General features: G+C 65.6%; 8 protein-coding genes. 5 read left to right on the forward strand and 3 right to left on the reverse strand.

Going from position 1 to position 12,563, the window contains the following annotated elements; all coding sequences use genetic code 11:
• Positions 1-10 precede the first annotated feature (10 nt).
• Entirely contained in the window at positions 11-2,485 is a 2,475-nt protein-coding gene (locus VT84_RS08415; protein ID WP_082839200.1) for a TolC family protein, read from the reverse strand.
• Positions 2,486-2,833: 348 nt separating this feature from the next.
• Between VT84_RS08415 and VT84_RS08420 the strand changes: the two genes are divergently transcribed.
• Positions 2,834-3,046 (forward strand): hypothetical protein, encoded by a 213-nt coding sequence (locus VT84_RS08420; RefSeq protein WP_052559607.1) that lies wholly within the window; start codon positions 2,834-2,836, stop codon positions 3,044-3,046.
• A gap of 29 nt (positions 3,047-3,075) precedes the next feature.
• On the opposite strand, the gene VT84_RS08425 is transcribed toward VT84_RS08420, so the two are convergent.
• The gene (locus tag VT84_RS08425) at positions 3,076-3,498 is read right to left on the reverse strand and encodes a holo-ACP synthase (protein WP_052559608.1); all 423 of its coding nucleotides are present in this window, start codon (positions 3,496-3,498) and stop codon (positions 3,076-3,078) included.
• A gap of 227 nt (positions 3,499-3,725) precedes the next feature.
• Here VT84_RS08425 and VT84_RS40655 point away from each other — a divergent pair, with 227 nt between their 5' ends.
• From VT84_RS40655 to VT84_RS08445, 4 genes are all read left to right on the forward strand, one after another.
• On the forward strand, positions 3,726-7,067 hold the full coding sequence (locus VT84_RS40655) for a UvrD-helicase domain-containing protein (RefSeq protein ID WP_082839201.1): 3,342 nt from the start codon (positions 3,726-3,728) through the stop codon (positions 7,065-7,067).
• A 603-nt stretch (positions 7,068-7,670) separates the two neighbouring features.
• Positions 7,671-8,213 (forward strand): YceI family protein, encoded by a 543-nt coding sequence (locus tag VT84_RS08435; RefSeq protein ID WP_052559610.1) that lies wholly within the window; start codon positions 7,671-7,673, stop codon positions 8,211-8,213.
• Between the two features lie 21 nt (positions 8,214-8,234).
• Positions 8,235-9,233 (forward strand): hypothetical protein, encoded by a 999-nt coding sequence (locus VT84_RS08440; protein WP_052559611.1) that lies wholly within the window; start codon positions 8,235-8,237, stop codon positions 9,231-9,233.
• A gap of 298 nt (positions 9,234-9,531) precedes the next feature.
• A complete protein-coding gene (locus VT84_RS08445; protein ID WP_082839202.1) occupies positions 9,532-10,389 on the forward strand; it encodes a sugar phosphate isomerase/epimerase family protein in 858 nt (285 codons plus the stop codon).
• Between the two features lie 50 nt (positions 10,390-10,439).
• Here VT84_RS08445 and VT84_RS08450 read toward each other — a convergent pair whose 3' ends face one another.
• Positions 10,440-12,503, reverse strand: coding sequence for a sensor histidine kinase (locus tag VT84_RS08450; protein WP_082839203.1), 2,064 nt, complete (start codon positions 12,501-12,503; stop codon positions 10,440-10,442).
• Positions 12,504-12,563 lie beyond the last annotated feature (60 nt).

The raw sequence follows: 12,563 nt of genomic DNA on the forward strand, positions 1-12,563 counted from the left end.
TGGCTCACACTTACTGGCCACCCGGCAGCGGCGGGAGCGTCGGCGGGATCGCGGGGCCGGCCGGCACCGAAGGGGTCAGCCCACTGGACTTGCTCGCGTCCGGCAGCGGCGGGAGCGTGGGGCGGTCGCTCGACGCGGACGGGATCGCGGGCGCCCCCGTTCCACTCACCGCGGGGCGGTACGGAGTCGGCTCCGGGACCGTTGCCCGCCCGGTGGGGCGGAAGTAGTCCCCACCCGAGGCGTTCCCGCTCCCGGTCACCGGGGGCACGTTGGTGCCGCTCGGTCGGCCGCTCGGGAGCGGCGGGAGCTGGACCCGGCCGCCCGGCTGGAAGTATTCCGGAGCCGAGCCGGTGTTCCCGGGGCGCGAGGCGTCCGGGATCGGGCGCTGGTCGGACCCGGGGCGCGGGGCGTTCGGGTCGTTCGGGTTCTTCGGTTCCGGCATCGCCGGCAGGTTCTCCGGTACCGGGTCGCGCTTCTCGGCGAACGGCGGGAGCTGGAGCAGCGACGCGGTGCCGCCCACTTGCGAGACCGAGTGCCCGCCGGCCGCGACGCCGCCCGGGGCCACCGGCTGGTCGCGCAGTTTGATGGCCGCTTCGGTCCGCTCGCGGATGTGGTCCTTGGCCCGCTTGGAGACCCACGGCGGTAGTTGACCATCACCGACCGACACGTTGTTGTACTGCTGAATCGTTCCCTTCGCCCACTCGAACTGGGACAGGGCGATGTTGTAGTTGGCCACCGCCTGCGTCTCGGCCGCGATCGCCGCCGCCAACTGTTGCTGCACGGTCAAGTTACTGAGGAAGTCCTGCTCGCGCGGACCCTCGATCAGCAGGGCGGCCTTGATCCGGGCCACGTACCGCTGAAGGGCCTCGCGCTCGGCCCGGGCCGGGGCGATTTCCGTGTGCGTCTGGACCACGCGCCGGTACTGGAGGATCAGGAACTCGACGGCCTTCAGCTCGTTGTCCCGGAGCTGGATGTAGCTCTTGGCCATGTTCAACTGGGCCTGGCGCACCAGGGCGTTGGCGTCGCGGAACCCGAGCGGCATGTCGAGCCGCACCCCGAGGGTCCAACTGTTGAACCGGTTGTCGATGAAGTTGCTGAAGGCGTTGCCCGGGGTCGTGTTCCCGTTGGCGCCGAAGTCCTCCGCGCGCCCGTCGAGTCGCGTGCCGAGGCCGGCCATGTCGTACTGGCCGAAGGCCCGCAGGTCGGGGCGCCGCAAGTTCTTCTGGAGCAGCAGGTCGAGCTGCCGGAACTTCACGTCCTGGCGGGCGAGCAGCAGGTCCGGGCGGTACGCGATGGCGTCGTTGGCCGACTCCTGGAAGTCCGGCTTGTAGGGCGCGAGGTTCGGTTCGTCGATGGGGACGAGCCGGACGCCGTCGTCGCTCCGCAGCCCGATGAGGCCGCGCAACTGGCGCTCGCTTTCCAGTACCGTTCCGCGGGCCTGGTACACCTGGCGCCGGAACCGCTCGAACTGGGCCTGGATCTGGTCCAGGTTCTGCGGCCGCAGGGCCCCCGCCTCGACGCGGAGGTACGTGTACCGGTACCCCTCATACGCCTGCCGGAGCCCCTCTTCCTGGGCGTACAGGTTGTAGTACGAGGCGTACAGGTTCCAGTACGCCGCCTCCACGTTCAACAGCATGTAGTTGACGAGGATGTCGAAGTTGGCCCGGGTCTGGTCGAGTCGCAGGCGCGTGAGCAAGATGCCCTCGGTCCCGACGCCCGTGGACTGCACGCCCTGGAGCAAGAGGCTCCCGGGGTGCGTCGAGGAGAGCTGGTTCATCTCCACCCCGAACAACCGCAACAGCGGCTGCTCGACCGTGAGCTGCACGCGCGGCGTGTAGTTCGGGTTGACCAGCGACGTCTGGGTCGTGGAGCTCTGCGAGAACTTCGAGTAATCGGTGCTGAACGTGATCCCGGCCACACCGCCCGTGGGCAGCGGCTTGGCGAGCGTGCTGCTGAACGTGGCCGCGTCGCGGGACTGCTGGAACGAGAGGAACTGGGCCGCGACCGGCTGGTCGATCTTCTGCCACTGCATCGAGGTGATCCAGCGCGCGTCGAACTTGCTCACCGAGCGCTCGATTTCCGCGGTGGCGATGGCCGGGTCGATGGCGAACGCGCGGATCGAGTCGGTGCCGCTGACGCTGCGCCCGGCGAACGACTCGGCCTGCTCGTTCTTGAACCCGGGGTTGCTCGGGGCCTGGCTCCCCACGTTCCCCTGTTCGAGCGCGAGGGCGACGCACTCGCGGAGCGTCATGTGCCGCGGCGGGCGCACGAAGTCGATCACCGTGGTCGTGCCGCCGCTCAGCTTGTCGACCTGCCCCGGCGCGATCGCGCCGTGCGGGTTCGATTCGAGCGACGCGGGCAGCTTCAGCGAGGCCGCGTCCTTGTAGTCCGCGGGGTCCATAAACAGTTGCTGCTTACACCCCCCCGCGGCGGAAACAGTTAGCACCCCGGCGAGCGCTCGTGTGAACCATCGGCTCCGGCTCATGTGTGTTCCCCGCTCCCACCCTGGACCCGCGATTACCCGATCGAACCGTTCGCCCGCATTTGCGAGCGGCCCCAGTCAATTCGGACGGGTATCCCCACCATCCCATCGACGGTACAGGCGGAAGTATTTAGCTAGTCTGCCAGTCGAACCGGAAAATTTTTGGGTTCCGGTTTAAGTTCCGGGCGTTGCCGCGAGATAGAAAAGGTTCGCGGTCGGGGGAAGAGACGCGAGATAGCTGACCCGAGGCAGGATGGGCGCCCGCGCTTGAGATGTTGCGCCCGTTACGGTAGGCTTGGAGGGAACCGGTTCGCCACGTCCCGCGCACGATACCCGAACGGAGTTGCACCAATGGACCAGCCCGTCAGCAACGAACTGAAACAGAGCCGAATGACCGAGTTCATGAAGATGCTGCCGCTCACGCTGGAACTGGCCGGGCTGCCGAAAGCGGACCCCGCCCGCCCGTTCACGTCGGACCAGATCGAGGGCCGGGTGATGAGCGTTCGGGCCGCGTTCAAGGCCGCCAAAGCCTTGTTGCGCGAAGTGGGCGACGGGTTGCAGTAACATCCGGGCGTTGGAAGGTCGGCCCCGCGTCAATCGTCCAGGGCCGTGTCTTCGGGAACCGGCGGCCCGGCCGCGCGGCCCGCGATGGCCGTCGCGGTCGCGAAACTGCGGCAGAACGCCAGCGTGAGCATCACGTGGTTCGCGCCGCGGGCCGTCATCAGTTCCCGGGTCGCCCCGCTCACGGTCGCGTGCGGCGGGGTTCCCGGGTCGCAGAAGATTTCCACGTCGGTCCAGTTCATCCCGCGCTTCCAGGTCGTACCCAGCGCCCGGAACACCGCCTCTTTCGCGGCCCAGAGCGCCGTGTACTGTTCGGTGGTTTGGCGCTTCGCGTTGCAAAACCGGACCTCGCGGTCGGTATAGACCTGTCTCAAGAAGGCGTCGGCGTGTTCGTCGAGCAACTGCCGCACCCGCGCGCACTCCATGACCTGGGTGCCGAGGCCGAGTATTTCCATCGTCCCTCCGGCGAATTCGGATGCGGGGAAGGGGCCGGTTCTGGCTGACCTTCGCACGCCCGGTGCGAGCCGGTAGAATTCGCAGTTGAAGAACCCGTCTCCATCCCCCTCCCGAACGCGGAGGGCCGAACCGCTTGTGGGTTTTCTTCTCTTTCCTCTTTGTAGGAACGAGGGCCGGGGACCGGATTCTCTGTCATTGTGCGGAAGAACTTCTGGAAGGACTCGCGATGTCCGATTCAAACGACCTGCTCGCCGACCTCACCGACGATCAACGGGCTGCGGTGATGCACGGGGAGGGGCCGCTCCTGATCCTCGCGGGCGCGGGGAGCGGGAAGACGCGCGTGATCACGCGCCGGGTCGCGCACCTGCTCCGGTCCGGCGTGCGCGCGAGCAACATCCTGGCGATCACGTTCACGAACAAGGCCGCCAGCGAGATGAAGAACCGCGTCGAGAAACTGGCGCCGGGCAACCGGGTGTGGGTGAGCACGTTCCACAGCCTCGGCGCGCGCCTCCTGCGCCAGTACGCGGAGCGCCTCGGGTTCGACCGCAATTTCACCATCTACGACGTGGACGACCGCAACAAGTTGGTGAAGGACGCACTCGAAGCGAGCGGCATGGACAACGTGAAGTTCAGCCCGGAGCGCGTCGGCAGCGCGATCAGCAAGGCGAAGAACCAACTCCTCACGCCCCCGCAGTACGAGCGCACCGCCACAGACTTCTTCCAGCAGGTCGTGGGGAAGGTGTACCACGGGTACGAGAAGCGGCTCCGCAAGGCCAACGCGATGGACTTCGATGACCTGCTGTACCTCCCCGCGATGGCGCTCAAGACGAACGAGGAGCTGCGGGCCGAACTCGACGCGCGCTTCAAATATGTGCTCATCGACGAGTACCAGGACACCAACTCGGCGCAGTACCAGATCGTCAAGCAGCTCAGCCTGAACTACCCGAACCTGTGCGTGGTCGGGGATCCGGACCAGTGCCTGCTCCCGGGCACACTCGTCGACACCCCGAGCGGGCGGAAGCCGATCGAACAGATCCGCGACGGCGATGAGGTGATGTCCGGTATCGGGTGGGGGAAGGTCGCGCCGATGCGAGTGGACAAGGTGATGGTTAACCCCCACCGGGGTAAGGTGATGCGGGTCACGGTCGAGGGCGGGATCGTGCTCCGGGCGACGCCGAACCACGTCTGCTTCGCCCGGCTCCAACCCGATCCCAATTTGCACCATGTGTACCTCATGTGGAAGCGCGGGGTCGGTTTCCGGTTGGGGACGACGCGCGGGGTGCGCACGAGCAAGAGCGGCCCGCTCATGTCCGGCCTCCAAGTGCGCACCAATCAAGAAGTCGCGGACGCGATGTGGATCGTGCGCACCTGCCGCTCGTCGTCCGAAGCCCGTTTCCACGAACAGTTCCTGTCGGTGAAGTACGGTATCCCGACGATGGTGTTCTTCGTTCGCGGGCGGAACATGGGGATCAGCCAGGATCTGGTCGACCGCCTCTTCCGCGAGATCGACACGTGCGCCGCGGCCGCCCGGTTGATGGCGGACTTCCATTTGGATCGGCGCTACCCGCACCACCGCCCCGGGGCCGTTACGCGCGGCGGGATCGCCCGGCGGTTCGTTCAATTCACGGTGTTCGGCGACCCGCGCCCGAAAACGGGGAAGCGGTGGCATGAGCATCGTGTTCAGGTCATTACGTCCGGTGCGGAGCTGCGGGCCAAGGCGATGGCAGCTGCGCTTCCGGTGCGTAACGGTAACAAGGGAACCTGGCGGATCGAGACGTCACGTAAGGGGTACGATGACGCACTTTTGCTCGCGGAGTCGATTAACAAGGTCGACGACTTTGAACTGGTCTCCCGCGCGCGGTTGACCAAGTCCAAAGCGTTCCCGTTTATGCCGGCCAGCCACCTGCAACCGGGAATGGTGGTGCCCGTGTGCGTCGGGAACGGAATCGAAGAGCGCTTGGTGGAATCGGTGGAGTGGGAAGATTACGACGGTCCTGTGTACGACCTGTCGGTTCCGGACACGCGCAATTTCGTCGCCAACGGGGTCGTGGTCCACAACTCGATTTACAAGTGGCGCGGCTCGGACATCAAAATCATCTTGGATTTCGAGCGCGACTTCCCGGACTCGCGCACCATCACGCTGGCACAGAACTACCGCAGCACGAAGTCGATCATCCACGCGGCCAGCGTGCTCATCGACCACAACAAGCAGCGCAAGAAGAAGGATCTCGTCACCGACAACCCACAAGGCGACCCGGTCCGCGTGATCACGTTCGACAACGGGCTGGACGAGGCCGAGGGCGTGGTGCTGCGCATCAAAGAGGCCGCGAAGAGCGGCAAGTTCAAGTACCGCGACCACGCGATCTTCATGCGCATCAACGCGCTCACGCGGTCGCTCGAAAGCGCCTTCGTCAAGCACGGTGTGCCGTTCCAGATCGTGAAGGGGCTGGCGTTCTTCGAGCGCAAAGAGAACCGCGACGTGCTCGCGTACCTGCGGTTGCTCGCGAACCCGCAGGACACCGTGAGCTTCCTCCGCGTCGTGAACGAACCCGGCCGCGGGATCGGCAAGGTGTCGCTGGACAAGCTCCAGGGGTTCGCCGCGGACCAAGAGATCGGGCTGCTGGAAGCGGCCGGGCAGGTCGCGCGGATCACCGAGATCCGCGGGAAGGCCGTGAGCGGGCTGCGGGATTTCCACCGGATGATGTCGGACATGCGATCGAGGCTCGCCCTCCCGCCGCACGAACTCGTTCAGCTCGTGCTGGAGAAGTCGGGCTACGAGGCCATGCTGCGCGACTCGACCGACGAGGACGACGCGGAGCGGCTCGCGAACGTGGGCGAACTCGTTACCGCCGCGAAACAGTTCTGGGACGAGGACAACACCCGCACCATTACGGACTTCCTCGAGCAGATCACGCTCGCGTCGGACGTCGACGGCTGGGACGAGCAGGCCGATCACGTCTCCGTGATGACGCTGCACGCCTCGAAGGGGCTGGAGTTCCCCGTGGTGTACGTCCTCGCGGTGGAAGAAGGGCTGTTGCCGCACGAGCGCAGCATGGGGCGCGACGACGAGATCGAAGAGGAGCGCCGGTTGTGCTTCGTAGGCATGACGCGCGCGATGAAGGAACTGTATATGTGCCACGCCCGGATGCGCGAGTTCCGTGGGCAGTTGAACTACTGCATCCCGTCCGGGTTCTTGCAGGAGTTGCCGCGCGGCGGCGTGGAGTTCATCGACCCGTCGATGGCCCGCAACGCCGCACGCACCGCGGCCGACGAGTGGCGCCTGAAGGCGAGTTCGGCCGCGAAGGACTGGGCCGATACCGGCGCCCGGCCATTCATCCCGCCGCGGAAGCCGAACCCGGAACTGAAGCCCACCATCCCCGACGCGCCGGACACCGGACTGGCGGTGGGCGTACTAGTCCAGCACGAGGAGTTCGGCCTCGGCAACGTGACGGACGTGAGCGGCTACGGCGCCCTGCGCCGCGTGAAGATCCGCTTCCCCGCGCACGGCGAAAAGGTCTTCGCGGGCGACAAGATCCGACTCAAGGTCGTCGGCCGCAAGAAGGCGTAGCGAGGGGCGAAATCCGCCACGGATAAACACAGAGAACACGGATCAAGACAGAAGGCAGGATGGCTATAAAAAGGCGCAAGGAAGAGAACAGAGATCAAAAGGCGGAGCCGCGGATAACGCAGATTACGCGGATCAAACAAGAGAAGAGCGCGTACTTGGGTCAGCCCCGATAGGGGCGTAGGCGAGTAGCCAGGGGTGAAGCGAGCTACGCGAGCGCAACCCCTGGCGGACTTCCCTTCCTCCAAACCTCGGGTGATTTGGTGTAACCTTGGGCTACCATCGGCCGCCCCTATCGGGGCTTAAGCCAAAGCGTGCGATCTTGGTCATCTGATATTTGCCCTCTTCTTTTGTGCCCTTTGTGCTTTTTTGTGGCCGTTCTGCCTTCGCTGATTTCTGTCTTCTGTCCTCTGCCTTCTGATATCAGTTCTCTGTCTTCTCCCACTATCCTAGTTTCCGATGTGAAATTCTGTTGTAAGCCCGCGCCCCTCGCCCGGTAGCTGAGTACACTTCCCACGACCGCGCACGTCACTGCGGTCGTGTCGCCGGTTACTCGGACCGGCGGATCGGTTCCCGTCTTTTCTTTTCAACGCGGAGAAGCTGACCATGCCTCGGATTCTGATCGCGCTCGGTCTCGTCGCAGCCCTCGCCGTCCCCGCCAGCGCCGCGGACGCGAAGTACGCCCTCACCGGCGACAACACGAAGGTCACGTTCGTCGGGAAGAAGACCGACGGCAAGCACACCGGCGGGTTCGGCAAGCTCACCGGGTCCGCGACCGTCGCTGGTGGTGACCCCACGAAGCTCGAGGTCACGGTGGAGATCGAAACGGAGTCGATTTTCTCCGACGACGAGAAGCTCACCGGGCACCTCAAAAACGCGGACTTCTTCGACGTGAAGAACCAGCCGAAGGCCACGTTCAAATCGACGAAGGTGGAGAAGGGCACGGCGGGCTACACCGTCACCGGCGACCTGACGCTCCTCGGCAAGACGAAGTCGGTCAGCTTCCCCGCGACCATCACCGAGAAGGACGGGAAGCTCGAAGTCGCCGCGTCGTTCGCCATCGACCGCACCCTGTGGGGCATGAACTACGGCAAGGGCAAGATCGAAGACAAGGTCGAACTGGGTATCAAGGTCGAAGCGAAGAAGTAAGCAATTAAGGAGCTCGTTCCGATGCCCCCGCCACCCCCACTCAAAGATGTGCTCGAAGCCCTGTACCACGCGGTACTCCCGGGCGCGGGCGCTGCGGCGCTCGTCTTGGGCGCGTTTCTGGCAGTCGGGCGGTGGCGGGCGGCGGCACTCGGGTCCGCGGTGGCGGTCGTGGTCGCGTTCATGTGCGGCAACTTCGCGCCACCGAAGTTGTCGATTGAAGATCCGGCGCCGACGTGGGAGAACACGTACCGTGTGCTCCTGTGGAAGCCGCTCGAAACGTCTCCGTGCGAGCAATGGTTGCCGCGTGTGTCGCTCGTGCTGGTCGCTGTTGGGTTGCTGACTCGCTGGCTCGGGTTGGCCGTGAGCCGGGCCGTGCCCGAACGGGCGTGGTGGACCGCGAATTTACTCGTCTGGCTCCCACGCATCGCGGCCGTTTATTACGTCAGCGCGTGGCTCCTTCTGGGAAACGCCGCGGCCGACCCCAAGTGGGCGTCCCTGCGGTGGGAATTGATCGCGTCGATGGTGTTCGTCTGGCTCGTTCTTGATAGCCTCGCGCGAGGTGGGGCGAGTGCGGAAATCTCTCTGTATTTGACCGCGGTCTTCTACGCCGGTGCCGGCGTGCTCCTCTATTCGCATAACGCGAAGTTCATGGAACTCGCGGTGATAATCGGTTCCGCGATGTTCGGAATCGCGGTCGTCACCCTCGTTGTGCCCGCGCGCGAAGACGGCACGCGGGCGATCGCGAGTGGTGCGATCCCGGCCGCGGTCGCGTTCCTGCCCGGGTTGTTCCTGGGTACACGACCCTCGCACAACGAAACTAAAGTTCCCGCGCTATCGTTCTGGCTCGTGGCGCTCGCGCCGCTGATCCTGTCGCCGTTTCTCGTTCCCCGGGTGAGCCGCCAGAATCGGTGGCTCCTGCTCGCACTACGGGCGGCCCTGATCTTGGTGCCAATTCTGATCGCGGTGCTCCTCGCCGGGCAGCACGAGAAGCTCCCGTATGAGGAAGAGGCGGAGTGGTAAGACAGAAGAGCTTTTGACAGGATTAGCAGGATCGACAGGATTCAGCAAAACACGGACACATGATTTTGTAGTATGACCGTTGTTGGGCCGGTGAGCGGTGGGTTCTGGCTTGTCCGAATCTGGTTGATCCTGTTAATCCTGTCAAAAATTCTTCGCGGCCTTCACCGACCGGCTCACACTGGTCGTTCGCCTTTGCCTGGTGAATACTGTCAAAAAGAGCTTCGCTGCCCCCACCGGCCGGTTACCTGGGCCTTCTCATACACTACCGGCACCAACCAACCCGTTTCGGTGCCGACCCATGTTTACCTTGTCCGCATTCGCTGATGAGATCTCGCCCGACCCGCGCGAACAGGTCGCGGTTCTGAAGGCGAGCCGCGTTCGGTTCATCGAGTTCCGGTCGATCCACAAGACCAACGTGTTGAACCTCACCGACGACCAGATCAAGGAGTTCAAGGCACTCATCGACGGCGAGGGCATCGGGCTTTCCGCGATCGGCTCGCCCATCGGGAAGGTCGCGGTGGACGCCCCGTTCGAGCCGCACCTCGATAAGTTCAAGCGGGCCATCGAACTGTGTGGCGTGCTCGGTACGCGCGGCATCCGCGTGTTCAGCTACTACCCGCCCGGCAACGACCCGAACTTCGACCCGGCGAACTGGCCCGCTCACCGCGCGGAGGTGATTCGGCGCATGGGGGCGAAGGCCGAGATCGCGGCCAAAAACAACGTCGTGTTGTTCCACGAGAACGAGCACCGTATCTACGGCGATTCCCCGGATCGCGTCGCGGACATCCTGGGCACTGTCAACAGCCCGGCGCTCCGCGCGGCCTACGACGCGGCCAACTACACCTACGGCAACTTCGACCCGGTCGAGGGGTGGGAGAAAACGAAAGCGTACACGTCGCACTTCCACATCAAGGACTGGAAGCGCGGGGGGCACGCGGCCGGTCACGACTACGGTGTGATCGCGGGGACCGGCGACGGGAACGTCGCGCACAGCATCCGCGGGGCGGTCGCGATGGGGTACAAGGGGTTCGCGGTGATGGAGCCGCACCTGCGCGGCGGCGGCCCGACCGGAGGGGTAACGGGACCGGACCTGTTCCCGTATGCGACCGACGCCTTCCGCGCCATTCTCCGTGACTGCGGTGGCGTCGAGGGGTGAGGCCTTCGTTGGCGGTATCACGATTTAATTGATACCGCTGTCCCTTACGACTACGACCCGCTGGGAACCACGTCGCGTGGCGCCTTCATGCGTGTGATGGCGGAAGGGGCCGGTTCGCTGGAGGGCGTCGGCAGCGTGACGCGGAACGTGGTCCCGGTGCCCGGTTCGCTTTCCACTTCGATCGAGCCGTTGAGCCGCGCCACGTACTCTTTTACGATGGCGAGTCCCAACCCGGCGTGAACCCCGGTGGCGTGGCGCGACGAGTCCGCGCGGTAGAACCGCTCGAAGATACGCTCGCGCACCTCGGGCGTCATACCGATGCCCGTGTCGCGCACCTCGAACACGACCGCCTCGCCCTCGCGCCGCACGGCCAGATCGATCGTGCCGTTCGGCGAATTGTACTCGACCGCGTTGTGCAGCAGGTTCATCAGCACTTCGCGCAGTTTGCCCGGGTCGGTGTCGACCGCCACTTCGTCGGTGTTCACCGCGACCGAGAGGTTGTTCGCGGCGGCGAGCGGGCGGATGACGGCCGCGCACCCGATCGCGAGTTCGCCCGCGTCGGTGCGCGTGATGTGCGTGTGGTCGTTGCCCGCGTCGAGCGAGGCGAGGGTCATGATCCGCTCGACCAACTGGCCCAGTTGCTTCGAGATCAGCCGGCACTCCTCGAGGGTGGTCCGGTACTGCTCGGGCGTGCGCGGCTTGCGGAGGGCGACGTCGATCGTAGCGAGGAGGGACGCGATGGGCGTGCGGAGCTCGTGCGAAATATCGGCCACTGCCTGTTTCTCCCGTTCAAAAGCCCGCTGGAGGAGGGTGAGGGTCTGCGTGATGCGGGCGTGGATGGGGGCCAGTTCGCGGCCCAGTTCGTGCGCGACAACGGGTAAGCGGAAGTCCTTTTCGGACACCTGGCTGACGGCGTCGGAGAGCATTTGGAGCGGGGCCAGCCCGCGGGCGACGAAGAACCACCCGCCGAGTACCAGTGCGGCGAACGTGCCGGCCCCGATCAGGATGAGGCGCCCGCGGAACTGCGCGAGTTCCACGCGCGTCTCGGTCCGCACGCGCTCCAGTTGCTCGTCCCGCGTTTGCTGGTCGGCCGCGAGGCGCGCGTCGAGGTCCGAGTACGGGCGCACGGTTTGGACGATCGCGCGCAGTGCCATGTCCGCACCGCCGCGCCACGGCGGGTACGGCGAGAATCGGGCGAGGGCGGCCGGGGCGGGCGGGGACGGTAGGAGCACCCAGAACCCGATCGGGCGCCCGCCCGCCAGGGTACCGGTGACGACGCGCAGGCAGTCGCCCAACCCGGGCAGGTTGTCGCCCACCAGTTTGGGTTCCAGTTCCTCGGTCGGTTCCAAGAACGCGGGGTCTATGGAGAGGTCGCTGTGGATCCCCTCCGATCGGATGACCGCGATGTTCCGCCCGGGGCGGTTCGGGTACGTCGCCACCAGTGTGATTTGGAACTGGTACGGGAACGAGTGCTCGTCGTCGGTGAACGCCTTTCGGAGCGCGTCTTGGACCCGGATCACGAGCCGCGGGCCGTCGAACTCCACCCAGTTCGGGTACGGGTTGAGCCGGCGGGTGTCGCCGCCCGCGCTCCGGAGGATCGGTTCGGTCGCCGCCGCCGGCGCGAGTTGCGACCAGAGGGTCGGCCCGGGAACGTTTCTCAGTAACCCGAGGCGCAAACTGTACTGACGGGCCTCGTCCTCGGACGCCCTCAGTGGTGGTTGCGGTTCCGGGCGCGGCCCGGGGCCGCCCGGACCGCCCCCGGGCGGGCGGCGCGATTCCATGTTGTGACCGAGAACGGCCCCACCGATTTGAACCGCGATTTGTTCCGTTGGTGTGAGCCGGCGCAGTGGTTCCGTTTGGCCCAGGAGCGGCCCGAGCTTGTAGAAGACTTCCTTCGAGAGGGCCTTCGATTCGGCTACCAGGTCCGCGTCGAATTTCGCCTTCGCTTCCTGGTGGCGCACTTTGAAGGCGTGCTCGATGTTGTCCGATTCCGATTTCTCGCGGGCGCGGATCGCGTCGATCGCGAACCCGTCCACGAGTACGCCCACCGCGCCCAGCGCGAGTGCGAGCAGCACCAGCAGGTAAGCCAGTAGCGAGCGCCGGATCGAGCGCATGGGGCACCAGAGGAGAAGCGAGGGGCGCCGCGACGCGACCGGAACCGCCGTTCCGGTGTG

It is taken from the genome of Gemmata sp. SH-PL17, from assembly GCF_001610855.1.
GTDB lineage: Bacteria > Planctomycetota > Planctomycetia > Gemmatales > Gemmataceae > Gemmata > Gemmata massiliana.